At 23.1% G+C, this 26,384-nt stretch carries 21 protein-coding genes; 12 read left to right on the top strand and 9 right to left on the bottom strand.

Features of this window, described 5'->3' with window-relative positions; all coding sequences use genetic code 11:
• Positions 1-18: 18 nt before the first annotated feature.
• Complete coding sequence (trpCF, locus tag IX46_RS01395; protein ID WP_053940236.1) at positions 19-1,374, bottom strand: bifunctional indole-3-glycerol-phosphate synthase TrpC/phosphoribosylanthranilate isomerase TrpF; 1,356 nt, start codon at positions 1,372-1,374, stop codon at positions 19-21.
• Positions 1,352-2,383 (bottom strand): anthranilate phosphoribosyltransferase, encoded by a 1,032-nt coding sequence (trpD, locus tag IX46_RS01400; protein ID WP_053940237.1) that lies wholly within the window; start codon positions 2,381-2,383, stop codon positions 1,352-1,354. Before trpD ends, trpCF begins: the two co-directional genes overlap by 23 nt.
• Positions 2,384-2,591: 208 nt before the next feature.
• On the opposite strand from trpD, the gene IX46_RS01405 reads away from it, so the two are divergent.
• Positions 2,592-3,524 (top strand): DMT family transporter, encoded by a 933-nt coding sequence (locus tag IX46_RS01405; RefSeq protein WP_053940238.1) that lies wholly within the window; start codon positions 2,592-2,594, stop codon positions 3,522-3,524.
• On the top strand, positions 3,493-4,227 hold the full coding sequence (locus IX46_RS01410; RefSeq protein WP_053940239.1) for a pseudouridine synthase: 735 nt from the start codon (positions 3,493-3,495) through the stop codon (positions 4,225-4,227). The genes IX46_RS01405 and IX46_RS01410 overlap by 32 nt, the downstream gene beginning before the upstream one ends.
• Before the next feature lie 1,690 nt (positions 4,228-5,917).
• Here IX46_RS01410 and IX46_RS01415 read toward each other — a convergent pair.
• A complete protein-coding gene (locus IX46_RS01415) occupies positions 5,918-6,709 on the bottom strand; it encodes an inositol monophosphatase family protein (RefSeq protein WP_053940240.1) in 792 nt (263 codons plus the stop codon).
• A 193-nt stretch (positions 6,710-6,902) separates the two neighbouring features.
• Between IX46_RS01415 and rlmN the strand changes: the two genes are divergently transcribed.
• The 4 genes from rlmN to glyA all read left to right on the top strand — a co-directional run bounded on the left by rlmN (position 6,903) and on the right by glyA (position 11,822).
• On the top strand, positions 6,903-7,985 hold the full coding sequence (rlmN, locus tag IX46_RS01420) for a 23S rRNA (adenine(2503)-C(2))-methyltransferase RlmN (RefSeq protein WP_053940241.1): 1,083 nt from the start codon (positions 6,903-6,905) through the stop codon (positions 7,983-7,985).
• Between the two features lie 104 nt (positions 7,986-8,089).
• Entirely contained in the window at positions 8,090-9,190 is a 1,101-nt protein-coding gene (ispG, locus tag IX46_RS01425) for a flavodoxin-dependent (E)-4-hydroxy-3-methylbut-2-enyl-diphosphate synthase (RefSeq protein ID WP_053940242.1), read from the top strand.
• A 42-nt stretch (positions 9,191-9,232) separates the two neighbouring features.
• Positions 9,233-10,528: a histidine--tRNA ligase gene (gene hisS, locus IX46_RS01430; protein WP_053940243.1), complete on the top strand. Its 1,296-nt coding sequence runs from the start codon at positions 9,233-9,235 to the stop codon at positions 10,526-10,528.
• A gap of 40 nt (positions 10,529-10,568) precedes the next feature.
• A complete protein-coding gene (gene glyA / locus IX46_RS01435) occupies positions 10,569-11,822 on the top strand; it encodes a serine hydroxymethyltransferase (RefSeq protein WP_053940244.1) in 1,254 nt (417 codons plus the stop codon).
• A gap of 58 nt (positions 11,823-11,880) precedes the next feature.
• Here the strand turns inward: glyA and bioD are convergent, their stop codons facing one another.
• Entirely contained in the window at positions 11,881-12,585 is a 705-nt protein-coding gene (gene bioD / locus IX46_RS01440; RefSeq protein WP_053940245.1) for a dethiobiotin synthase, read from the bottom strand.
• A gap of 196 nt (positions 12,586-12,781) precedes the next feature.
• Complete coding sequence (bioB, locus tag IX46_RS01445; protein WP_053940246.1) at positions 12,782-13,804, bottom strand: biotin synthase BioB; 1,023 nt, start codon at positions 13,802-13,804, stop codon at positions 12,782-12,784.
• 77 nt (positions 13,805-13,881) lie between these two features.
• On the opposite strand from bioB, the gene bioA reads away from it, so the two are divergent.
• The gene (gene bioA / locus IX46_RS01450) at positions 13,882-15,168 is read left to right on the top strand and encodes an adenosylmethionine--8-amino-7-oxononanoate transaminase (protein ID WP_053940247.1); all 1,287 of its coding nucleotides are present in this window, start codon (positions 13,882-13,884) and stop codon (positions 15,166-15,168) included.
• Positions 15,169-15,172: 4 nt separating this feature from the next.
• Here bioA and IX46_RS01455 read toward each other — a convergent pair whose 3' ends face one another.
• On the bottom strand, positions 15,173-16,177 hold the full coding sequence (locus IX46_RS01455; RefSeq protein ID WP_053940248.1) for a beta-propeller fold lactonase family protein: 1,005 nt from the start codon (positions 16,175-16,177) through the stop codon (positions 15,173-15,175).
• Positions 16,178-16,215: 38 nt separating this feature from the next.
• Positions 16,216-18,624, bottom strand: coding sequence for a transcription-repair coupling factor (gene mfd, locus IX46_RS01460; protein WP_053940249.1), 2,409 nt, complete (start codon positions 18,622-18,624; stop codon positions 16,216-16,218).
• Positions 18,625-19,022: 398 nt separating this feature from the next.
• Here mfd and IX46_RS01465 point away from each other — a divergent pair, with 398 nt between their 5' ends.
• The 4 genes from IX46_RS01465 (at position 19,023) to gap (ending at position 23,240) form a co-directional block, all read left to right on the top strand.
• Entirely contained in the window at positions 19,023-20,222 is a 1,200-nt protein-coding gene (locus tag IX46_RS01465; protein WP_053940250.1) for an ABC transporter permease, read from the top strand.
• Positions 20,215-20,907, top strand: a complete 693-nt coding sequence (gene lolD, locus IX46_RS01470) for a lipoprotein-releasing ABC transporter ATP-binding protein LolD (protein WP_053940251.1) — start codon at positions 20,215-20,217, stop codon at positions 20,905-20,907. The genes IX46_RS01465 and lolD overlap by 8 nt, the downstream gene beginning before the upstream one ends.
• A complete protein-coding gene (locus IX46_RS01475) occupies positions 20,904-22,145 on the top strand; it encodes an FtsX-like permease family protein (protein ID WP_053940252.1) in 1,242 nt (413 codons plus the stop codon). Before lolD ends, IX46_RS01475 begins: the two co-directional genes overlap by 4 nt.
• Before the next feature lie 96 nt (positions 22,146-22,241).
• Positions 22,242-23,240 (top strand): type I glyceraldehyde-3-phosphate dehydrogenase, encoded by a 999-nt coding sequence (gene gap / locus IX46_RS01480; RefSeq protein WP_053940253.1) that lies wholly within the window; start codon positions 22,242-22,244, stop codon positions 23,238-23,240.
• A 103-nt stretch (positions 23,241-23,343) separates the two neighbouring features.
• On the opposite strand, the gene queF is transcribed toward gap, so the two are convergent.
• Both queF and fldA read right to left on the bottom strand, forming a co-directional pair.
• Positions 23,344-24,135 carry an NADPH-dependent 7-cyano-7-deazaguanine reductase QueF gene (gene queF, locus IX46_RS01485; RefSeq protein WP_053940254.1) on the bottom strand — a complete coding sequence of 264 codons (792 nt, stop codon included), beginning with the start codon at positions 24,133-24,135 and terminating at the stop codon, positions 23,344-23,346.
• A 99-nt stretch (positions 24,136-24,234) separates the two neighbouring features.
• Positions 24,235-24,744 (bottom strand): flavodoxin FldA, encoded by a 510-nt coding sequence (fldA, locus tag IX46_RS01490; RefSeq protein ID WP_053940255.1) that lies wholly within the window; start codon positions 24,742-24,744, stop codon positions 24,235-24,237.
• Positions 24,745-24,953: 209 nt separating this feature from the next.
• Between fldA and phrB the strand changes: the two genes are divergently transcribed.
• Complete coding sequence (phrB, locus tag IX46_RS01495) at positions 24,954-26,378, top strand: deoxyribodipyrimidine photo-lyase (protein WP_053940256.1); 1,425 nt, start codon at positions 24,954-24,956, stop codon at positions 26,376-26,378.
• Positions 26,379-26,384 lie beyond the last annotated feature (6 nt).

Below are 26,384 nucleotides of genomic sequence, written 5' to 3' on the forward strand. Positions count from 1 at the left end.
TTTATGAAAAATGATTTGTTAGAATCTTAATTTTTGAAAAATTAATTTAATTTTTTTATGATCTTTAATACCAGGTGATATTTCTACCCCAGAATTTAAATCTAATCCATAACAATTGAATTTTGATGCAATGCTACAATTGTGAACGTTAATACCTCCTGCTAAAATTACGTTTTTTAATATGCAATTTTTTAGAATCGTCCAATTAAATGATGTGTTGCTCCCACCAGAATAAGAATCAAATATATATTTGTTGATAGAATTCCAGTTAAGTAAAGGTAGTTGTGACTGAATAGAAAATGCTTTCCAAATTTGAATGTTTTTAGATAATTTTTTTCTTAATAAATCAACATATTGTTGATTTTCACATCCATGCAATTGGATAGCATGTAAATATAATTCATCAGAAATTTTTAAAATAATATTAATATCTTGATTTTGAAATACCCCTACATATTTTAAATTGCTATTAAAAGTAACATTTTTTGCAATTTTTTTTGTGATTTTACGAGTTGAATTTTCCGCAAAAATTAAACCTCCATAAATTGCTCCATACTGTTCGCTTACTTGAGCATCAATAGAACGAGTTAAACCGCATATTTTATTATTACCAAAAATTAAAGATTTAATACTTATTTCTAAATTTTTTTTTGACATTAAGCTTGAGCCAATCAAAAAACCATTAACCATTGTGCTTAGTTCTTTTATGTGAGTATTGTCAGTTATTCCTGACTCGCTAATAATAATTCTATTTTTTATTAATGGAGATAAAATTCTAGTGCGATTTAAATCAATTGATAAATCATGCAAATTACGATTATTAATTCCAATAATTAAAGCATTTAATTGAATTGCACGATTCAGTTCTTCTATGTTATTAACTTCTGTTAAAACTTCCATATTTAATTTTTTTGCAATATTATATAATATCGTATATTGCTTATTATCTAAAATAGACAACATAAGCAATATAGCATCTGCATTATAATATCTCGCTAAATAGATTTGATATGGATCAATAAAAAAGTCTTTACATAAAATTGGTTGATCAACATTATTTTTGACAATATTTATAAACTTTAAATTTCCATGAAAATGTTTTTCATCTGTTAATACTGAAATTGCAGAAGCATATTTTTTGTATATATTCGAAATCTCAATAAGATTAAAATTTTTTTTAATAATCCCTAAAGAAGGAGATGATTTTTTACATTCTAATATAAAAAAAGGATTTTTATCTTTTAATGCATTAAAAAAATTGCGAGTTTTTATATTAATTTTTTTTTTGATATCTTTGAGGGGTTCTTTTTTTTTTCTATCTTTAATCCAATCTATTTTATATTTTATAATTTTATTTAGTATTGTTTCTTCCATATTCATCTTCTTTTAACATATTTGAGATTTTAACTATATGTTTATAAATCGCACCGCTACGCATTGTTTTCAATACTACTCTGGTATTTTTCTTTAAGTCTGTACATCCGAAAATTTTTAATAAAATTGCAACATTTACAGCAATTAATTCTTCATGTAATTTATTTCCATCGCCTTGCATCGTTTTTTTAATAATATCATAGCTTTCTTCCTGAGAATCGACTTTATGTATTGGTTCAGAATGTTCTTCTAAACCAAAATCTTTCGCTTCTAACTGATATGAATAAATTTTTTTATTTAGTAATTCCGAAACATATGTTATACCATTTAATGTAATTTCATCAGCTCCATCACTATGAATGACAATTCCTCGTTGATATTTGAGTGTTTTTAAAATTTTTATCATTGGATCAATTAAATCTTTTTTATAAACTCCTATTACTGTAAAAAAAGGACGAGAAGGATTTAAAAATGGCCCTAATAAATTAAAAATAGTTTTAATTTTTAAAGTTTGTCGAATTCGAGAGGCGTATTGAAAACCGTCGTGATACTGAGGAGCAAATAAAAAGCAAATATTTAATTTATCTAATGTTTTTAAGGCATTTTGAATAGATGGATTTAAATTAATTTTAAATTTTTTTAAAATATCAGATGAACCTGATGTGCTTGATATACTTTTATTACAATGTTTAATAATTTTAAATCCAAGATACGATGCAACAAAAGCGCTAGCAGTTGAGATATTAATGGTATTTTTACTGTCTCCTCCTGTACCAACTATGTCAGAAAAAATATAATTAGGTCGAGGAAAAGATTTCATATTTTCTAAACAAGCGTAAATTGCTCCTAATATTTCTTCTATTGATTCATTTCGAACATGCATAGCTGTTAAAATAGATGATAATTTGATTTCATTTATTTTTCCAGAAATAATAGACTGAAATAATCTATAACTTTCTTCTTGATTTAAAGATTCTAGCTTATAAAGTTTTTTGAATATATGTTGCATTGATGACCTTTTAAAACGTAAATTTAAAAATTAATATTTTTATTGTTTTATAATTTTTTACAATAATCGATTGAGTAAAATAATTCAATTTAAATTTAAGAAACTTTATTTATAATGCTATTTGTATCTAAAAAAATTTTTATTCACATATTATATAAGTATTAATATAATACGTTATATATAATAATTTTATTGTTGGAAATTTAAAATGAACAAAATAATAATAATATTATTATTTTCCTTAGTTTCTATAACTTGGGGGACTACTTGGATAGCAATGAAATTTGCTGTAGAAACAATCCCGCCATTATTTGCAACAGGAATGCGCTTTTTAATTGCTTCTCCTTTGCTTATTGTTCTTTCTTACATTACTAAAACACCTCTTTTATTTCCATATGGTCAAAGAAACTTTCAAATTATTATTTCTTTTTTTTATTTTTCAATACCTTTTACATTGATGTTATATGGCGGAAAATATGTTAATTCTTCTATTTCTTCAGTAATTTTTTCTAATATGCCAGTTGTTATTCTTATGCTTTCTTCTTTTTTTTTTAAAAAAAAAATCGATTTAATTAAAAAAATTGGAATACTTATTTCTTTAATTACATTATCTGTTATTTTATTTTTTAATTTAGAATCAGAACAATTTTTGCAATGGAAGGGAATTTTGGCTTTAATTTTAGCATTATTTAGTCATGCTTTAATTTACATAGAATGTAAAAGAAAATGCACTAATATCTCAGTTATTACATTTAATGCACTACCATCTTTAATATCCGGAGTATTTTTATCTTGTATTTCTTGGTTTTTAGAGCAACCTAATATTTATTTATTTTCTAACAAGTCAATTTTAGCTGTATTTTATCTTGGAAACTTTTCTGGTGTATTTGGCATATTGTCTTATTTTTATTTGCAAAAAAAAGTTAGTTCATTTTATGCTTCAACTATTTTTTTAATTTTTCCTATAATTTCCTATATTTTAGAAGTTTATTTTTATAAAAAAATATTTTTTTTCTATGAATTGTGGTGTATTTTACCTCTATTTACAGGAATACTATTAACTTTGATTCCAATGAATGTTTGCAAAAATATCAAAAGGCGTTTTGTTAATGACAGAAAAAATACAAAAAATACTTGCTAATTTAGGATATGGTTCACGTCGTGATATAGAAAAACTGATTAAAAAAGGAAATATACTTTTAGATGGAAAAAAAGCAATTCTTGGGCAACGTTTAGATAAAAAAAATCCTGGAGAAATTTTTATTGGAAGTGAAAAAATAATTTTTAAAAAACATAAAAAATTAGAAATTATTATTTACAACAAGCCTACAGGTGAAATTTGTACTAGAAATGACCCAAAAAAACGATCGACTGTATTTAATAAATTACCTTTTTTAACCTTAAGCAGGTGGATTAGTGTTGGGCGTTTGGATATTAATACACAAGGATTATTATTATTTACAAACAATGGAGAATTAGCAAATCAACTCATGCATCCGAGAAATAAAATTGAACGTGAATATTACATACGTGTTTTTGGTGAAATCAATATAAATACAATAAATATTTTAAAAACAGGAGTGAAAATCAAAAATAGTTATTATTCATTTAAAAATATTCAATTAATTTCAAATAATAAAAATAAAAATAAATGGTTTAGAGGCATTTTATGTGAAGGAAAAAATCGTGAAATTAGATTGATTTTTCATTCAATTCAATGTCAAGTAAATAAATTAATTAGAATAAGGTATGGTAATATTATTTTACCAAAAAACCTAAAAGAAGGAACATGGAAAAAGTTAAATAATAAATTATTAAATAAATTATGTAATTTAATTAAATAATAAATTTAAATTAGTTAATATTTTTACATAAAATTTTTACAAGTTATTATCAAATAATGATAAATTTTAATTTTTTGAATGGAAATTAATTGACATAAAAATTACAATGTTAATTATCATATTTTATCTAATAAAAAATAAATTATTAATTCATTGAAAATTTTACAATATAATTAATTATATGGCTTATCACAGATTATAATTTACAAGAAGAGGTAATGATATTTTCTTAGTATGTAAAAAAAATAATTGATAAAAATTTTATTAATTCATTTGGATAACATGTAATACAACAAATAAATATTAACTGAAAAAATTTTTTACAATGTTGATGCAATTAATATATAACTAGTTTATAGATAATACAATTAACTATTTATCAAATAAAATGTAGAATGCATATTTTTTTATCAGCAAGTTATACATAATAAAAATAAAATACTTGTTTTAAATTATGATTAGAACAGTAACATAATTGTTAAAAAATTAAAAACTTAATTTTTTATTTTTCAATAAAAAAACAAAGTTTTATATAAAAAAAATATATAAATACACAAAAATTTATTTGTATTTTTTCCATATTTATACAATCAAAAAAGCGAGAAATTATATCAACAATTATTATGACAGTCACTTTCTTATAAATAGATCAAATATACATTTAAATGAATACATTCCGAAATCAAATCGAAAAATTTATCTTAAAAATATAAAAAACAATAACTATTTATTAGATTAAATCAATTCTAATACGATTAAATTAGATTAAATAATTTAAAATCAACTTATAGTTTGTTCAATTAAAATAAAAGAAATATAAATCTATTATTACTAAACTAGTATTGGTGTGTTTCAATTAAAAGTTTTAAAGATGTCATAATTTTAAAATAAAATTTAAAAAATCAGTGTAATTTAAAATTAATTTAAAAATTTTACGTAAATAAACATCGATTCTTTAAAACACATATTTATCAAAGATTTACGTAAATATTCAAAGAATTTAATAAAGCATTATGAATTTACAAACTATAAATATATTAGAAGATTTGATAACTGTATAGATATAATGATAAAAAAATACAGAGTATTTATAAAATTTAAAAATAAAAAATGACGAAAAAATACTATAAAAATTTTATTTTTAAGTTGTTCGAGCATAATTAAAAATATAAAGAGTATTGTACAAATACTATTAATTAAATTAAAATAATTTAAATTAAATAAAAATATATTGATAAAAACTTGTAAATATTACATTACGATTAATAAAAATTTATATTTATTATGATAGTTTTAAAACATTTTATTTGTAATTCTTCAAAAATAATATTTAATGGTATTATTTATTGATCTGAAAAATTGTTTATAAAACACATAAAAATAATATATAGTTAAAAAAAATTACAAGTGTTTTATTTTTTTTAGTAAAATATATAAAATATAATAAATTTTTTAAGAGAAGGAGTATATAATTTTTTTCTGATATTTATATTTTCTGAATTTAAAAAAACTAAATCTCATAAAACAATTAACTCAATTAAAATAAATAAAAAAGTGAATAAATCTATAATTTTTTTTAATAAATAAAATTAAATAGTGGTTTATTATTTTTAAAAAAGTAAATCTTTAGATTATTTATATTTTGCATTCAAAGTTAATGATTCATTTTAATAAATCATAATTCAAAAAATTATATTTGTAATATGTAATATTTGCGTATTTTTTCAGCGATTAGTTTAATAAACTTAGGACTACTAGTGATATTTAACACACAATCAACATTTTTTTCTTGAAGATTACTGGTTAAACATCCAGATTCTCTTGCTTGTAACTGTCCTGCAATAAAATTAGTAGAATTTAATAAATTGTAATTAACAATTAAACAATCTACTTTCCCAGAGGATACATATGCTAAATCCAGTAAAACAGAACCAGTACATCTAAACGAAATACCAGATAAAACAAGTGTTTTATATATTTCTAGATATAATTTAGAATATATTTTTTGAGAGTTTAAATGTATTGATATTATTACATCACTTAAAGTATTTATGTTAGTACAGCGAGTTCGATACCCATTTAATTGTGATCCTTGCCCTCTAACAGAAGTAAATAAATCGTTTTTTATAGGATCATATATTACTGATATTTCTGTGTTTTTTTTTATTATCACCGCTATTGATATACAAAAATGTGGAAAATTTTTGATGAAATTTTTTTTACCATCTAATTCATTGATAATCCATAAAATTTTTTTATCATTTAATATATAATTGATGTTTTTTTTGATAATAATATGACTTGGATAATATTTATAAATAATCTCACTAATAACTTGATAGGTTTTATGCATAACTTGCTTAATAAAATATTGTTTTTTTTCATGATCATCTTTAATAAATTTTTGAGCATCATAATTTTGTATAATAATATTCCCTCCTTTCCGAATTGCACGAATTGCTATATTTAACATGGGATGCATTAAATTCTCCTAATTAAAAAAAATTATTTATTTTATTTTGAGTAATAATATCATAATTTATATATATATTTAATATTTTAATTTTTTAAATCAATTCATCACTGTAAAAATTAAACATTTAATGAAACTTTTTAATTTAATTTTTATACTTATTTGATAGGTAAAATTGTTATCTTTAATTCAGGTGTTATAGATGGATAAAACAATCAATTTAAATGTTTTAAATACCCAAGTAAATTTACTCGATTTAGATTTTAAAAATATTCAATTATTTCTCGCGTCTATTGGAGCAAAAATTTTTACTGCTGAACAAATTATACAATGGATTTACAGTCATAATTGTTATGATTTTAATAAAATGTCAAATATTAGCAAAAAAATTAAAAAAAAGTTACATCAAACATCTTGTATAAAAACATCAAATTTTTCAGAAGAACAAATATCTTCTGATGGAACGATAAAATGGGTTACATCTTTAAATAATCAAAAAATAGAAACAGTTTATATACCAGAAAAAAAACGTTCCACTCTTTGTATTTCATCGCAAATTGGTTGTTCTTTAAAATGTGATTTTTGTGCTACAGGAAAGCAAGGATTTAACAGAAATTTAAAAGTATCTGAAATTATTTCTCAAATTTTACAAGCTAAAAAAAAATTAAAAAATACGAAAATAACTAATATAGTATTCATGGGCATGGGTGAACCATTATTAAATTTAAATAATGTTATTACAGCATTAAAAATTATTTTAAACATAAATGGTTTTGGATTATCTAAACGTCGTATTACTTTATCTACTGCAGGTATCGCCCCAGCAATAGATAAATTAAATAAAATAATTGATATTAATTTGGCAATCTCTTTGCATGCTCCTAATAATAATATTAGAAATCTTATTATGCCAATTAACAAAATATATAATATCGAATCTATTTTAAGCGCAGTGTCTAGATATTTAAAAAATTCAAATGCTAATCGGAATGGAGTAACTATAGAATATGTGATGTTAAAAAATATTAATGACTCTATTAAAAATGCGCAAGAACTAGCTTATATTTTAAAAAAAATACCTAGTAAAATCAATCTCATTCCTTGGAATTCTTTTAAAAATTCAAATTTTATATCTAGTACTAACAGTAATATTAATACTTTTGCAAATATTTTAAGAAAAAAAGGATTCAATACAACAATTCGTAAAAATAGAGGACAAGATATTAATGCCGCTTGTGGTCAATTAACAGGAAATATAATTAATTATCGTAAAAATCATTTATAAATTTCTAACAATATTATATATTAGTTTAATTTATTAAAAAATTAAAATAATTAAAAATTTAAAATTAGATATTTATTCTAATCTAAAAAAAATATTAAAATATAATGAATAAATATAAACATATTAATAGAAGAAAATCTAATCGTATTTATGTAGGAAATGTGCCTATTGGAAATAATGCACCTATTTCTGTACAATCTATGACAAATACAAAAACAACAGATATTCAAGATACAATCAATCAAATTAATCAATTAATAAAAGTAGGAGTTGATATTATAAGAATTTCTATTCCAACAGAGGATGCAGCAGAAGCATTTAAAATAATTAAAAAAAAAACAAATGTTCCATTAATCGCAGATATACATTTTGATTATAGGTTAGCTATAAAATCTATACAATATGGTGCAGATTGTTTAAGAATTAATCCTGGAAATATTGGAAAAAAAAGAAAAATTAATGAAATAGTAAGTTGCGCAAAAAATAATAATATTCCAATTAGAATAGGAATTAATTCCGGCTCACTAGAACATGATATACTAAAAAAATATAAATCTCCTATACCAGAAGCTTTGGTGGAATCTGCTATAAGACATGTAGAATATTTAGATAGTTTAAATTTTAATCAATTCAAAGTTAGTGTAAAAGCATCTAATGTTTTTTCTGCTGTTCAAGCAAATAAAATATTAGCAAAAAAAATTACACAACCAATACATATCGGGATCACAGAATCTGGAAGTATACGTAATGGAACAGTAAAGTCATCTATTGGAATTGCTGCTTTACTATCCGATGGAATCGGAGATACTTTAAGAGTTTCTTTAGCTGCTCACCCTATTGAAGAAGTCAAAGTAGGTTATGATATTTTAAAAGTTTTAGGAATTAGGTTTAGAGGAATTAATTTCATCGCCTGCCCTACTTGTTCAAGACAAGAGTTCGATGTTATTAAAGTAGTAAAAGAGTTAGAAAAAAAACTAGAAGATATTGATACGTCTATGGATGTTTCTATTATCGGATGTGTGGTTAATGGATTAGGTGAAGCTAAAATGGCGCACTTAGGAGTAACTGGGGGATATAAAAAAAGTGCTTTATATCAAGACGGTATACGTCAAAAAAACATGCTAAATAATAAAGATATAGTTCGAGAACTAGAAATTTATATTCGTAATAAATCAAGTGAATTAAAAAATAAAAATGAAAACTAATTATTAGAAATTTATAAATATATTTATAAATAAGAGATCATAGTGAATAAAAACATTAGTTCAATTAGAGGCATGCATGATTATTTTTCTGAAGATTTAGATATTTGGCATAAATTAGAAAAAAATTTTAAACAAGTTTTAAATAATTATTCTTTTGAAGAAATCAAGCTTCCTATATTAGAAAAGACAGAAATTTTTCAAAAAGCTATTGGTAATGTTACGGATATTATAGAAAAAGAAATGTATTCATTTTACGATAAAAAAGGCAATAGTTTAACTTTAAGACCTGAAGGAACTGTAGGTTGTTTAAGAGCGATAATACAAAATAATTTATTATATAAAAAAAAATTAAAGTTTTGGTATTTAGGACCAATGTTTAGATATGAACGTCCTCAAAAAGGACGATATCGTCAATTTTATCAATTAGGTGTAGAAGTTTTAGGATTGAGTGAAATAGATATTGATTTGGAAATGATTTTATTGACAAGTCGTTTGTGGAAAATGTTAGGTATTCATCTTAACTTAACATTAGAGATAAATTCAATTGGTTTAAAATTAGATCGCATTAAATATCAAAAAGAATTAGTTTTATTTCTCAAACAATATGAATCTTTTTTAGATGAAGAATCTAAAAGACGTTTATATTCTAATCCATTCCGTATTTTAGATTCTAAAAATTTAAATATTCAACGTATATTAAAAAAAGCTCCGTCATTAAATGATTTTATTAATAATAATTCATTAAATCGATTTAATGATTTATGTAATATAATGAATATACATGGTATTAAATATCAATTTAATCCAAATTTAGTAAGAGGTCTAGATTATTATACTGACACAGTATTTGAATGGAAAAGTGATGAAATAGGATCAAAAGATACGATTTGTGCAGGCGGAAGGTATGATTCTTTATCTCAAGAATTATGTGGTATAAAAACACCAGCAATAGGATTTGCTATAGGAATTGAACGTTTAATTTTATTGATGAAGTCACTAAATATTTGTGCTATAAAAAAAGAAAGAATTAATATTTATATTATTTTTTTAGGAAAAGAAAATAAAAATCATGCTATTAGTCTATCAGAAGAAATAAGAGACACATATCCTAGGCTAAACATATTTATAAATTTTTCGAATTGCAGTCTTTCAAAAAAAATTAAGCACGCTGTTGAATCCTCATCTCGTATTGCAATTTTAATAGGTTCAAATGAAATTAAAAACAAATGTTATTTGATAAAAGAACTAAAAACAAAAAAAGAATTTTATCTTTTTAAAAATGAATTAATGCTGAAAATTGACAGTGTTTTTAATAAATATCTTTCAAAGGACAATTAACTTTTAAAAAATTTATTTTAATTTTTATTTCAGGAAAAACATGTTTAATAAACAGATAGAATTTAAAAAATATGATCCAGAATTATGGATAGCTATGTTAAAAGAAAACAAAAGACAGGAAAATCACATAGAGTTAATTGCATCAGAAAATTATGCTAGTAATTATGTAATGTATGCACAAGGATCTCAGTTGACTAATAAATATGCGGAAGGTTATCCAGGAAAACGATATTATGGCGGTTGTGAGCACGTAGATATTATAGAACAGTTAGCAATTGACCGAGCAAAAAAATTATTTAATGCTGATTATGCAAATGTTCAACCTCATTCAGGTTCTCAAGCTAATTTTGCAGTTTATACAGCTCTTGTTAAACCTGGTGAAGTTATTTTAGGTCTGAACTTATCTCATGGAGGACATTTAACACATGGTTCTTCTGTAAATTTTTCAGGTAAATTATATAATGCAATTAATTATGGAGTCGATCTAAACGGAGAAATTAATTATGAAGAAATATATAAATTAGCTAAAAAATATCGACCAAAAATGATTATTGGTGGATTTTCTGCGTATTCTGGTATTTGTGATTGGTCTAAAATGCGCAATATTTCAGATGAAGTCAATGCTTATTTAGTTGTTGATATATCTCATGTTGCAGGATTAGTTGCCACAGAACTTTATCCAAGCCCAATAGATTATGCACATGTTGTTACCAGTACTACACATAAAACATTAGCAGGACCTCGGGGAGGTATTATTTTAGCTAAAAACGGAAATAATATGTTTTATAATAAATTAGATTTGTCTGTTTTCCCCGGTGGACAAGGTGGTCCACTAATGCATGTAATTGCAGGGAAAGCAATTGCTTTTAAAGAAGCTTTAGAGCCAAGTTTTAAAATATATCAAGAACAAATTTTAAAAAATGCTAAAATTATGGTGAAAACACTCTCACAACAAGGATATGAAATTGTTTCAGGAAATACTTTTAATCATTTATTTTTAATAGATCTAACAAATAAAAAAATTACAGGTAAAGATGCTGACATTGCTTTAGGCAAAGCTAATATTACTGTAAACAAAAATACTATCCCTAATGATATTAGAAGTCCTTTTGTTACTTCTGGAATACGAATTGGAACACCTGCAGTTACAAGAAGAGGTTTTAAAGAACCAGAATTATCACAAGTTAGTTTATGGATTTCAAGTATTTTAAATGATGTTAAGAATATTAAAAATATTTTAAAAATTAAAAATAAAGTTTTAGAAATATGCTCTAAATATCCTGTTTACATGTAAATTTTACTAATGTATCCATCTTTGTTAAAGAGAATATTAATTTTGCTAGTAATACATTTTATTCAGGTAATTTAATTTTAATTTTATTTACGTTTGTTTTATTTATGTGTTTTGAATAAGGTACTATCCCTAATAATGGCGATTTAATATAACTTAACAAAGTTTGGATATAATATGAAGTATATTGATTTTCTGGAAAAATGTTATTTGCAACCCATCCTACGCATATTAAATTATCTGCAAGAATAGATTTTTCAGTTAAGATAGCATGATTAATACATCCTAGTTTTATGCCTACAATTAAAATTACTTTTAATTTTTCTTCTTTTACCCAATCTGCAAAATTATATTTATTTGATATAGGAGTATTCCATCCGCCAGCACCTTCGATTAAAATCCAATTAGATTTTAAAGAAATTTTTTTTAAACCTAAAGATAAATGTTCTTTTTTTATTTTTTTTTTCTTTATTACACTTAATATATTAGGTGGAGCGTTTTCAAAAAATGAAATTGGGTTAATTTCTTTATAACTTAAATAAATAGAACTGCTTTTTTGTAAAATATAACTATCTTCATTAATGAATTTATATTTTTTTTTATCAGTTTCAAAATCTATATTTTTGTACTTTTTTGTTCCAGAAGATATTGGTTTGTAACCTGCGGTTATATAACCAGAATTACTTGCTTTTTTTAACAAGATTCCACTTATCGTACTTTTTCCAATGTTTGTATCAGTACCAGTGACAAAAAATTTTTTTATCATAATTATCTTGTATGTTTATTAGGAGGTAATATATTTTAAATTAACTTAATATAATATACAAAAATTTATAAACTTATGTTAATGTAACTCAAACCAGTTTATTCTATGCATTCAGATAGTAAATACAAGAATATCATGGTTGGTTACTTAATTAAGTATATTTTATTTAAAATTTACAAAATGAAAAATTTTCTACTTAAATTCCAGCATTATAATATTGTTCTTGATTGAATTTTGTATTTTTTAAATTCAAGTTGTTTTCTCTTGTTGTATTTGTCTGATTATAATTAGGAGATAAATTTAATTTTTTAAAAAGTCTTAAATCACTTTCTTTCTCGGGATTGTTAGAAGTTAATAATTTACATCCATAAAAAATAGAATTTGCTCCAGCCATAAAGCACATAGCTTGTGTTTGATCATTCATATCTGTTCGACCTGCTGATAATCGAATATAAGATTTAGGAAGCATAATACGAGTAGCCGCTATAACCCTAATGAAATCAAAAGGTTCTACATTTAAATTATTTTCCATTGGAGTGCCTTTTATTTTAATTAACATATTTATTGGAACACTTTCAGGTTGTTTAGGAAGATTAGATAATTGCATTAATAATTTCATTCGATCCTGTATATTTTCTCCAAGACCAATAATACCTCCAGAACATAATTTCATTCCAGCGTCACGAACTATTTTTAAAGTTGTTAAACGTTCTTGATATGTTCTCGTGGTAATAACATGTTTATAAAAATTTTCAGATGTATCTAAATTATGATTATAAAAATCTAATCCTGCATTGAACAATCTTTTCGCTTGAGCATTATTGATGCTGCCTAAAGTCATACAAGTTTCCATACCCATTTTCTTTACTTCTTTAACAATTTTTTCTAAATACGGCATATCTTTTTCACTGGGGTTTTTCCAGGCTGCACCCATGCAAAATCGAGTTGAACCTGACTCTTTAGCATTTTTTGCAGATTTTAAAATCTGTTTTAATTCTAATAATGATTGTTTTTTTATTCCTGTTTTATACCTAGCACTTTGCGGACAATATTTGCAATCTTCTGGGCATGAACCGGTTTTAATAGATAATAATGTACTAATTTGTATTTTATTGGGATCAAAATTTTCACGATGTTTTTTTTGAGCTTCAAAAATAAGATCAAAAAAAGGCTTATCAAACAATGATTTTGTATCTTCTAGAGTCCATGTTTTTTTCATATTATCTCCAAAAAAAATATGATTTTATAAATTAAATGCTTATAATAAGGTATTCAATATTTTATACATAAATTATAATGAGTCAATCCGATATATTATTTGATTATAAACATATTTGGCATCCATATTCTTCTATTATAAATCCACTACCCTGTTATTCTGTTATATCAGCTAAGGGAGTATATTTAAAATTACAAAATGGAAGAAATATAATAGATGGCATGTCTTCATGGTGGTCTGCTATACATGGATATAATCATCCTATACTAAACAAATCTTTAAAGAAACAAATAAAAAAGATATCACACGTTATGTTTGGAGGAATAACGCATCCTTCAGCTATTTTGCTTTGTAGAAAATTAATTAAATTAACTCCAGAAAAATTAGATTGTGTTTTTCTTTCAGATTCTGGATCAGTATCTATTGAAGTCGCGATAAAAATGTTAATGCAATATTGGAAATCTTTAGGTCAAAATAGAACAAAAATATTAACTATTAGAAATTCTTATCATGGTGATACTTTTGCTGCTATGTCTATTTCCGATCCCGAAAATTCTATACACAAAATATATAAAAAATTTTTACCAAAAAATTTATTTGCAAACGCGCCAACTTCTAATTTTAATCAAGAATGGAATGCTAATGATATTATATCATTTCAAACAATAATAGAAAAAAATCAATTGCATATAGCCGGTGTAATATTAGAACCAATAGTACAAGGTGTAGGTGGAATGAAATTTTATCATTCTATATTTTTAAAAAAAGTTGAAGAATTATGTAAATATTATTCAATTCCATTAGTTTTTGATGAAATTGCTACAGGATTTGGTCGAACTGGAAAATTTTTCGCTTTTCAACATGCTAATGTTATTCCGGATATATTATGTTTAGGAAAAGCTATGACTGGGGGTACAATAACATTAGCTGCAACTTTAACTTCACGTGATATTGCCCAGACTATTAGTAGAAGTAATATTGGTTGCTTGATGCATGGACCAACTTATATGGGTAACCCATTAGCATGTTCTGTAGCTTATGCTAATATAAAAATATTAGAAACAAACGAATGGAAAAAACAAGTTATTAATATTGAAAAAGAGCTATTAAGCAGGTTGTTTCCATTAATTGAGCATCCAAGAGTTAATGACGTGCGCGTTTTAGGCGCTATAGGTGTAGTTGAATGCAAGCAGCACATTAATTTAGAATTAATGCAAAAATTTTTTGTCAAACATGGTGTTTGGATAAGGCCTTTTAAACAATTAATTTATATTGTTCCACCTTATATTATTAGTACAAAAAATTTAAAAAAACTAATTAATGTTATTCAACAATCTTTAAATGAAAATATTTTATTTTTTTAAAATTTTAAATTTTATAAGTTAGTATCCATAATGGTTCTATGCCTGTAGAATATGTATTGATTTTTTTCAAATGTCCTGTTTTTTGGTTAATATTGTATATAGAAAAATTATTAAATTTTTGACTTGCTACAATTATATATTTATCATAAAAATCAATACAGAACGTACGTGGTTGTTGTTCTATATAGTAAATTTTAACGAAAGAAATAGTGCCATTATTTTGATCAATATGAAACAGTGAAAGACTATTCAAAATTCTATCAGACACATACAAAAAATTACCGCATGATGTTAAATGGATATCAGCAGACCAATACTGACGAGAAACAATATGATTTTCTATGATTGAAATATTTTGTATATTTTCTACTCTAAATATATCATTCCTTATGTAGATCTTCCAGACATCTATAGTACCATTTAGTTCATTGATAGTATAAATAAAATCTTCATTAGGATGAAACTGAATATGACGCGGACCTGCATTGCATTTAGTTTTAATGAATGTTTGTTTTATATGCTTTAATATTCCATATTGCGTCAAATAATATAAATAGATACAGTCTTCTTTTAATGCAGTGACAAATAGTATATTATATTTTATGTTCATCAATGCTGCATGGCACCCATTAATATCATAAATAATTTGAATGGGATCTTTAGGAATTCCATGTTGGTTTAATGGAATAACGCTAAGAGAGTTAGTATGGTATGAACTACAAAATAAAAAATTTTTTTTAGGGCTAAAAGAAATATAATTAGGACTTCCTGGAATATAACTTTCATTTTTTTGTTCTAAATAACCATTTTTTTTAATATTATATACAATTATCCGATTGTTTGGACGCACACCAGCATATAATATATTTTTATCTTTAATATAATTCATTGGCTGAACATTACCATTAGTTTTAATCGTCTGAATTAATTCCATTTTTCCATCTTGATATAAATTCCACGCCTCTATGGTTTGACTCGTTGAGTTAGCAATATAAACAATTTGTTTCATATAGTTCCTCTTATAAAAAATTTTATTTTTCATTAATTTTAACTATTTGATTTTTTTAGGTGTTTTAATAAATTTATAATCCAATTTATACGCATAGTATCACTCTGAAAACTATGAAAAAATTTTAACTTTGTAGAATTAATCATTTTCCAAAGATCAGGTTCCTTGTGAAAAATTGAAAGTAAATATTGCATATTAATTGAATTTTTTTTATTAAATTTTATAATTCCTATATTTTTATTAGATTTAATATGTGAAATACCAATTTCTTTTGTTAATAATTTAATTTTCGCAATTAAAATTAAATTTTTAGCATATATTGGTAGTTTTCCAAATTGATTTAACAGTTCTAAAGATATTATTTTAATTTCTTTTTCACTTTTAGCATGTTCAATTTTTTCATAAAAAAACAATCGCTGATTTAAATCAAAGATATAATTTTTTGGCAATAAAGCAGGGATATATAGTTCAATATATGATTTTTTAATCAAATTTTCTAATGATATTTTTTCTCCATTTTTATAAATTTTAATAGTTTTATGTAAAAATTTCATGTATAAATCAATTCCTATACAATCAATATGACCACTTTGTTCCTTTCCAAGTAATTCACCTATTCCTCTAATCTCTAAATCTCTATTAGATAAATTAAATCCCCCTCCAAAATTGTTTGTCATAGCAATTGCTTCTAATCTTTTTTGAGCATCTAATGTAACTTTTTTAAAATTATTAACAAATAAAAAAGCATATCCTTGATTGTTGGAACGTCCAATTCTACCTCTAAGTTGATGTAACTGAGATAAACCAAAATGATCTGCGTTTTCAATAACAATAGTGTTTGCTTTAGGTATATCAATACCGCTTTCTATAACAGTAGTACAAACTAATACATTAAAACAGTTTTGGTAAAATTCATTCATTATATTTTTTAAATCAATATGATTCATTTTACCATGAACGATTTTAATTTTAGCATTAGGAATTAAATTTAATAATTTTGTAGCTATATTATCAATTCCTTGTATTTTATTATATATATAATATACTTGTCCGCCTCTAGATATTTCCTGAGAAATTGCTTTTTTTATTAAAATTGGATTATATTCATTTATAAAAGTTTGTATTTTTTTTCTTTCTTTTGGAGGATTAGATATAATAGATAAGTCTTTTATTCCGTGCATTGCCATATTTAATGTACGAGGGATAGGTGTAGCTGTTAAAGTTAATATATCAATATGAGAATATATTTTTTTAATTATTTCCTTGTGAATTACACCAAATCGGTGCTCTTCATCAATAATTAACAAACCAGGATTATACCATTCAATATTTTCAAATAAAATTTTATGAGTACCTATTAATATATTAATTTTACCAATACTAATATTTTCTAAAATTTTTTTCTTTTCTTTTATACTTCGAAATCTAGATAATATATCTATATTTATAGACCAATTAGCAAATCTTTTTGAAAAATTATTAAAATGTTGCTCTGCTAGTAGTGTTGTCGGAACTAAAACAACAACTTGTTTTTTATTAGATATACATATAAAAGCAGCCCGCATTGCAATTTCTGTTTTTCCAAAACCTACATCACCACAAATGATTCTATCCATAGGAATAGATTTATTCATATCATTTAATACTGATTTTATAGCATTTTTTTGATCCGAAGTGACTTGAAATAAACAATCTTGACAAAAAAGATTATATTGTTCTTCATTTTTTTGAAATGAAAAACCTTTTTTAGATAATCTATTTGCATAAATATTCAATAAAATTACCGCATGATCATATAAATTTTTACTAATTTTATTTTTTTCTTTATCCCATTTATTACTACCTAATTTATGTAAAACAATATTTTTTTCTGAATTTCCAGAATACGGAGAAATTAAATGTAAAGATGAAATAGGCACGTATAACTTATTTTCTTCTGCATATAAAATTACTAAATATTCTGACTCATAACTAGCTGTTTTTATTGTAGTTAATCCTTGATATCTTCCAATTCCATGCTGTATATGTATGATGAGATCGTGAATTTTTAATTGATATAAAAATTTATTTTTAATAGGTTTAATATTTATATTATTATTAATTTTAATTATCTCTTTTGTAGAGATAAATAAAAAATTTTTTTTAATATCTATAAAACTTTGATGTAAGTTTCCTATAACATAAAAAAAAGTATTTTTATGATTAACGTCATAAATGTTTTTTATATATTTGGGATAAATATTTTTTAGATTCAAAATTTTTAAAACTTCTATCAAACATTCTTGTTTTGTTATAAAAAAAATAGTTTTTCCTGAAAAATCATGTAAAAAAGAAAAAATTTTATTAATATTATTTATATCTCTATTTTTTTTAAAAAAACTTGGTAACTGCTGATGATGATAGTTCAAGAAATTTTTATTTGCTATACTTGTAGAGATAATTTTCATAATAAAATATTTTTAAATAAGATAAAAATTGCTTAATTTTGATTAAGAATTTCAAAAAAATGGTAGTCAAAATTAGATTTTATCTATGTTGAAAATGTTTTTATATCAATTAATTACATCGTTCAAATTTGTAACTTGATAATTAATGAAAAAAATTTAATTATTTAATAAAATTTTAGTAATTTTCTGTAAAATAAATATAAAAAAATAAAGATTCTATTTTTTATTTATTATATTATTTTTTTAAAAAAATATTATATTTCATTTTAAAAAAATTTTTATTTTAATTATGATAAAATATTATTTCGTATTTAATTAATTAATTTTGTAATAAAAAATTTTTTATTTAAACAATATTAAAATTTATTAAAAAATTTTATCAAAAAAAAGATATTTTAATGTATAAGCCCATATATATATTTATTGGTTTGCGTTATTTTTGGAACCGTCATTTAACAAATTTTAAAAAAATTATTACTATTTTGTCTATTATAGGTATCAGCATTGGAATAACATCTATTATTATTACAATGTCTTTAGTATATGGATTTCAGAACGAATTTAAAAAAAGTGTGCTTTCATTCATTCCCCATTTAATTATTACAAATAAGAGTTATTATATCAACAAATCTGAATTTCCTAAAAATATTTTAAAATTAAAAAATGTTAAAAGAGTATCTAGTTTTATTAGTGATAAAGTTCTTATTCAAAGTAAAGAAAATATCACTACTGGCGAAATTATTACTTTTGACAAAAAAGATTATAATATTTTTAAATGTTATAATATTCACAATTATCTATACACACTCAATGAAAAACAAAATAATATTATCTTAGGAAAAAAATTAGCAGAAAAATTACATGTAAATATTAATGATTCAATTAAATTGATAATATTACCTAAGATTAAAAAAAATTTTTTTAAAAAAAAGTTTAATACACGGATATTTAAAATAACTGGTTTATTTAATACAAATAATGACATTGATGATTATCAAATAATAATTAACACTAAAATTGCTATAAATTTTTTAAATTATTATAAAAATTATATTACTGGTTGGAGAGTTTGGTTAAAAGATCCGTTTTTTTTGAATATAAATTCTTTTCAAATTAAAAAAAATAATTTAATTTTTTTAGACTGGAAAACACAACAAGGTGAGTTGTTTAAAGCAATACAAATTGAAAAATATATTATGTTTCTTTTTTTTGTTTTAATTTTATTGATTGTAGGAATTAATATAGTTATTACTTTGACAGTAAATATGATAGAAAAACAAAATATTATTGCGATTTTACAAACACAAGGATTATGTCGAAAAAAAATTATGTTAATATTTGTTACATTAGGAGCTAGTACTACTATAATTGGTATTTTTTTAGGAACATTAATTAGTTTTATATTAATATTTCAAGGGAAAATAATTAATTTTTTAATAAATACCTTGTTTAGTGATATTGACATTCCAATAAAAATTTTTCCTTTTCAAATTCTTATAGTCGATATTACATTTGCAATGATATCTGTTGCGTCTACACTATATCCAATTTGGCATATCACTAAATCAACACCTTCTAAAATTTTATCTTATGAATAATATAATTTTACAATGCATCGATTTGACTAAATCTTATAAAGATAACAAAAAAATAACTCATATTTTAAAAAAAACATCATTCTGTCTTAAGAAAAGTGATATAGCAGTTATTATTGGAAAATCAGGATCTGGAAAAAGCACTTTTTTACATTTAATTAGCGGCCTAGAAAAACCTACTTCTGGAACTATTTTATTTGATGGTATATCATTAAGTTCAATGTCATCTAATCAAATAGCTCAATTAAGAAATGTGAATTTAGGATTTATTTATCAATTTCATCATTTACTGCTTGATTTTAATGTACTTGAAAACGTTGCAATGCCATTACTTATTAGCAATAAAACTGTTAGTGAAGCTAAAGAAAAAGCATACGAAATGTTAATTAAAGTTAATTTAGAAAAAAAAATTAAAAAATACCCATCTGAATTATCCGGAGGGGAGAGACAAAGAGTAGCTATTGCTCGAGCTTTTATTAATACACCAAAATTAATAATAGCAGATGAACCTACTGGAAATTTAGATTCTTATAATGCGAAAATAATTTTTGACTTGATATTTGAATCGAATATGAATTTAAAAACTTCTTTCTTAATTGTAACACATGATCTGGCATTTGCAAGGCAAGCACATGTGTTATTTGAAATAAAACATAGTCAACTAAATATAAAAAAACATATTCAATGAATTTTTTACCTTTTTTTATTGCAAAACGATTATATTTAAAAAACAATAACAATCATATAATTTTTTTAATTTCTATTTTATCTAAAATAGCAATTGCTTTGAGTGTTTTTATATTAATTATTAGTATTAGCGCTTTAAATGGATTTAAAATATTAGTAAATCAAAATATTTTGTCATCTGTACCTCATGGAATTATACAATCAATAGACAAACCATTCTTGCATTATCGGAAGATTATACAAAAAATTAATTCTATATCAGGAGTAAATTACTCTGAACCGTATATTTCATTAAGCGCAGTTTTACTAAAAACAAATAAAATTAAATTTTTTAATATTAAAAGTTTTACAAATATAAAATATATAAAAAAATACTTTTCTTTTCAAGAAGAGAATTATCAATTATCAAAGTTAGATAATTTTCAACATAATCAAATAATTCTTTCTTCTGATTTGTCTAGAGATTTAGAAATAAAAGAAGGAGATTGGATCAATTTTATAATTTTAGATAATAAGTTTTCTTTTCAATTAAATAAAATTAAAATATTTTCTCTTCAAATTAAATCTATATTTAATTCTAATGGAGTTTCAAATTCTAATATTGGGTTGATTCCATTTTCTTTTTTTCAAGGCAATTTTGACATAATAAATAATATTAATACTATTGAATTGTATATGTCTCGTCCATTAGACGCTAACAAAATTGTTTTAGATGCAGCTAAAATAATCAAAACTCCCGTAAGTTTATATACTTGGATTAATAACTATCAATATATATATAATGATATTAATAAAATAAAAACAATAATATATATTACATTATTAATGCTAATAATAATTTCTTCTTTCAGTATTATATCTGTATCATTGTTATCTATCTCGAAAAAAATAAAAGATATTTCTATTTTACGTAGTATAGGTGCTAACAATATTCTTATTCAACTTATCTTTTTATATTATGGTTTTCGTTTTATTTTAATAGGAAATGTAATCGGTTTATTCTTTGGTGTTATAACTATTTTAAATTTTAAGAATATTATGTGTTTTTTAGAAAAGCATTTTAACAATAACTTATTATTAAATAATATTTATTATCATAATTTTTTATTATTAGACTTAAATTTATCAGATATAATAATCATTTTTATCAGTACTATAGTAATAGGAATTCTTTCGAATTTATATCCTGCATATTATGCTTCAAAAATAGATCCTAATAAGATATTAAAAAAATTTTAATTATTTAATATTGATAAAATATTTTTTAATTAATTAAAATTTTTTATAAGTTTAATATTAATTGTATGTTTTTTAACAGAATAACTTGGTGAAATTATGACTATTAAGGTAGGTATAAATGGCTTTGGCCGTATTGGACGTGTTATATTTCGACTAGCTCAAAGACGTACAAATATCGAAATTTTAGCAATCAATGATTTAATTGACCCTGAATATATAGCTTATATGTTAAAATATGACTCTACACATGGTGATTTTCAAAAACATATTGAAGTAAAAAATAAAAATATTATTGTAAATGGAAAAAAAATTAGAACTACTTCGATTAAAGATCCTAAAAAATTAATGTGGAGTGATTTATCAATTGATGTTGTAATTGAATCTACAGGTCTCTTTTTAACTCAAGACACCGCTTATCAACATATTTTAGCGGGAGCAAAAAAAGTTGTAATCACTGGTCCTTCTAAAGATGATATTCCAATGTTTGTTAAAGGAGCTAATTTTGATAAATATCAAGGCGAAAATATTGTATCTAATGCATCTTGTACGACTAATTGCTTAGCTCCTTTAGCAAAAGTAATAGATGATAATTTTGATATTGTAGAAGGTTTAATGACTACTGTTCATGCTACTACAGCTACTCAAAAAGTTGTTGATAGCGCTTCAAATAAAGATTGGAGGGGAGGTAGAGGAGCATTTCAAAATATTATTCCTTCCTCTACTGGAGCAGCAATAGCTGTTGGAAAAGTTTTGCCAAATTTAAATAGAAAATTAACAGGTATAGCATTTCGTGTTCCTACATCTAATGTATCTGTTGTAGATTTAACAGTGCGTTATAAAAAATCAACTACATATGAAGAAATATGTTCTGTTATTAAGCATGCTTCAAATCAAGAAATGAATGGAATATTAGGATATACAGAAGATGAAGTAGTATCATCAGATTTTAACGGAAAAGAACTCACTTCAATATTTGATGCAAAAGCAGGTCTATCATTAAATAAAAATTTTTCTAAACTTATTTCTTGGTATGATAATGAAACTGGTTATTCTAGTAAAGTTCTAGATTTAGTTACGTTAGTATCTACAAAATAAACAGAATAAATTTATATTAATAATCTACAAAATAGCAGTATTAAGGACGCACTTAATACTGCGTATCGAAAAGAAAATTATAAAACATTAAATAAATTAATTTTTATTGTCTTGCTAATCTGATTAAATTAGGTTCAAAAAAAATATTACTTCGCCATGGATTAATATCAATACCCCCTCTTCGAGTATATCTTGCATAAATACTAAGTTTTTGAGGATTACAAATTTCTTGAATATCGTTAAATATTCTTTCAATACATTCTTCATGAAATTCATTATGATTACGGAAAGAAACTAAATATTTTAATAATGCAATATGACTAATTTTTTGACCGCTATAAACAATATTAATAGATGCCCAATCAGGTTGATTAGTTATTGGGCAATTTGATTTAAACAAATTACTATATAAAGATTCAATAACTATTTTGTTTTTTTTAGAACAGTTTTTAAGTAATAATTTATTATAGTTATATGATTTTATTGCAATGTTTTTATTATCTATACAAGTTCCAGAAAATTTAGATATACCTAAGTTCTCAATTTCATGTAAATAAAAAAATTTTACTGAAACTTCTCCTGTCACACATTTATTTAAATCAGATGTAAATATTTCTATTAAATTTCTTCTATTTTTAAATTTAATTTGATTAAAACTATTTACGTAAATTTTTAAACTTTTAGATTCAACAATATTTTCAGTTGTGCTATTAAACTCTATTTTAGCAATAGCAACTTGCGGTACTCCATTTAAATTTAACCAAGATATTTCATATAATGTCCAAACATCTTTACCTATAAATGGCAAATTTGCATGATTTATTTTAATTTGTATACGATGTTTTTTTCTCGGTATGCTTTGTAATAAATGAAATTGGTTTATTTTAAAAATCATATGATTGCTTTGTTAATTTTTTTAAATAAGAGAAAACTTATTAATATATTTATACTTCTTAAAAAATAAATTATTTAAAATACAATTGTATAAATTTTTTTAATAAAATTGAACAAGAATGTTTTTTATCCATTTTTCAATGCGATATTTTGTTTGATCTGATTGACGATCTTCGTCTAAAATAAGTCCCATGAAATACTCTTTATTTAGCAAAGATTTTGAAGAATCAAAATTATAACCTTTTGTTGGCCATTGACCAATGATTTTTGCTTTGTTTCTTTTAATAATTTTGTATATTACACTAAGTGCATCACAAAAATATTCACTGTAATCTTCTTGGTCTCCACAACCAAAAAGAGCAATGATTTTGTTAGAACAATTCACTGTTTTTAAAATAGGCAAAAAGTCATCCCAGTCACATTGTACTTCACCATAATACCAAGTAGGAATACCAAATATCAAGTTGTTAAAACTTTCTATATCTTTTTTAGAAGCACTGTTAATATCATATAAAATAGATTTATCTTTTCCAATTTTTTTTTGAACAATTTTTGCTATTTTTTCTGTGTTCCCGGTATCACTTCCAAAAAAAATACCTATTTTTTCCATATTTTTTCCTATTTCATTAAAAATTAATTTTTTTTGAAATAAATTTTTTATAATTTATTTATATTTTACGTATAATAAAAAAAATATTTTTAAACAAATTTTTTATTTTTAATTTATTATAAATCTGTTACTTAAAAAGTTAATTAAAATTTTTTAATAACAACGTAATATGTTATTTTTATCAATATTAAAACTTGAAAATCAAAATAATGCACACAAATTTAATATGGTTTCGTAATGATCTTCGAATATGTGATAATACAGCCTTATATCATGCATGTTTATCTAAAACAGATAAAGTAATAGGTTTATTTATTTTTACCCCAAAACAGTGGAACCGACATTATATTTCTATAAGAAAAATATCCTTTCTTCACCAACATGTAAAATTTTTGCAAGATGAACTATTAAAATTAAATATTAATTTATATCATCATGAATGTACTGATTTTTTAAACTCTATAGAATATTTATCTTATTTCTGTAAACTAAATAAAGTTAGTCGTGTATTTTTTAATTACCAATATGAGATTAATGAAAAAAATAGGGATTCCTTAGTAACACAAGAATTATCTGCACAAGGTGTTTTTATAGAAGGTTTTCATGATAATATTTTAATTGATCCTAATAAAATAAAAAATAAGAATAATCAACCTTATAAAAAATTTTTCTTCTTTAAAAAACAAGTAATAGATTATTTATATAAAAATATTCCTATATGTTTTCCTGCACCTACAAAAAGAATTTATCATCAACATGATATATTACCGATTTATTTAAATAAAAATGATAATATAAATTTTGATAAAAATCTATTTCCTATTGGAGAAAAAGAGGCTATCAACAGAATAAGAGATTTTTATGATAATAAAATTCAATATTATTTTGCAAAAAGAAATTTTCCATATTTAAACAACACCAGTATGCTGTCTCCTTATTTATCTTTAGGAATAATATCTATAAGATATTGTTTAAAGATGTTGTTAACAAAATATCAATATCAACCATTAGCTGTAATCCTCAATTCATGTTGGATAAATGAAATAATATGGCGTGAATTTTATTATCATTTACTGATTAATTTTCCTATACTAAGTAAATCTCAATCATTATTAAAATGGGAAAAAAAAATTCACTGGGAAAATGACATGAATTATTTTGATGCTTGGAAAAATGGAAAAACAGGATTTCCTATAATTGATGCTGCAATGAATCAATTAAATACAACAGGATGGATGCATAATAGATTAAGAATGATTACATCTAGTTTTTTAGTAAAAAATCTTTTAATTGATTGGAGAGAAGGTGAAAAATATTTTATGTCTAGTTTAATTGATGGAGATTATGCATTAAACAATGGTGGATGGCAATGGTCTGCTTCCATTGGCAGTGATTCAACAAGTTATATACGTATTTTTAATCCATTACGACAATCTAAAAAATTTGATAAATCAGGATTTTTCATAAAAAAATATTTACCTGAATTAAAAATGATACCAAATAGTTATATTCATAACCCATATGAATGGATAGTACAAAATAATTGTAAAACAAATTATCCAGAACCAATTATAAATCATGAATATAGAAAAAAAAATTTTTTATTAATTTATAAACGAGCTAAATTATTATAAAAAAGA

The sequence above is a fragment of the Buchnera aphidicola (Aphis glycines) genome (assembly GCF_001280225.1).
Classification (GTDB): domain Bacteria; phylum Pseudomonadota; class Gammaproteobacteria; order Enterobacterales; family Enterobacteriaceae; genus Buchnera; species Buchnera aphidicola_E.

Coding starts and splice junctions, on each gene's coding strand:
- trpCF (WP_053940236.1), bottom strand. CDS start 1,374: ATGGAAGAAACAATACTAAATAAAATTATAAAATATAAAATAGATTGG.
- trpD (WP_053940237.1), bottom strand. CDS start 2,383: ATGCAACATATATTCAAAAAACTTTATAAGCTAGAATCTTTAAATCAA.
- IX46_RS01405 (WP_053940238.1), top strand. CDS start 2,592: ATGAACAAAATAATAATAATATTATTATTTTCCTTAGTTTCTATAACT.
- IX46_RS01410 (WP_053940239.1), top strand. CDS start 3,493: ATGACAGAAAAAATACAAAAAATACTTGCTAATTTAGGATATGGTTCA.
- IX46_RS01415 (WP_053940240.1), bottom strand. CDS start 6,709: ATGCATCCCATGTTAAATATAGCAATTCGTGCAATTCGGAAAGGAGGG.
- rlmN (WP_053940241.1), top strand. CDS start 6,903: ATGGATAAAACAATCAATTTAAATGTTTTAAATACCCAAGTAAATTTA.
- ispG (WP_053940242.1), top strand. CDS start 8,090: ATGAATAAATATAAACATATTAATAGAAGAAAATCTAATCGTATTTAT.
- glyA (WP_053940244.1), top strand. CDS start 10,569: ATGTTTAATAAACAGATAGAATTTAAAAAATATGATCCAGAATTATGG.
- bioD (WP_053940245.1), bottom strand. CDS start 12,585: ATGATAAAAAAATTTTTTGTCACTGGTACTGATACAAACATTGGAAAA.
- bioB (WP_053940246.1), bottom strand. CDS start 13,804: ATGAAAAAAACATGGACTCTAGAAGATACAAAATCATTGTTTGATAAG.
- bioA (WP_053940247.1), top strand. CDS start 13,882: ATGAGTCAATCCGATATATTATTTGATTATAAACATATTTGGCATCCA.
- IX46_RS01455 (WP_053940248.1), bottom strand. CDS start 16,177: ATGAAACAAATTGTTTATATTGCTAACTCAACGAGTCAAACCATAGAG.
- mfd (WP_053940249.1), bottom strand. CDS start 18,624: ATGAAAATTATCTCTACAAGTATAGCAAATAAAAATTTCTTGAACTAT.
- IX46_RS01465 (WP_053940250.1), top strand. CDS start 19,023: ATGTATAAGCCCATATATATATTTATTGGTTTGCGTTATTTTTGGAAC.
- lolD (WP_053940251.1), top strand. CDS start 20,215: ATGAATAATATAATTTTACAATGCATCGATTTGACTAAATCTTATAAA.
- IX46_RS01475 (WP_053940252.1), top strand. CDS start 20,904: ATGAATTTTTTACCTTTTTTTATTGCAAAACGATTATATTTAAAAAAC.
- gap (WP_053940253.1), top strand. CDS start 22,242: ATGACTATTAAGGTAGGTATAAATGGCTTTGGCCGTATTGGACGTGTT.
- queF (WP_053940254.1), bottom strand. CDS start 24,135: ATGATTTTTAAAATAAACCAATTTCATTTATTACAAAGCATACCGAGA.
- fldA (WP_053940255.1), bottom strand. CDS start 24,744: ATGGAAAAAATAGGTATTTTTTTTGGAAGTGATACCGGGAACACAGAA.
- phrB (WP_053940256.1), top strand. CDS start 24,954: ATGCACACAAATTTAATATGGTTTCGTAATGATCTTCGAATATGTGAT.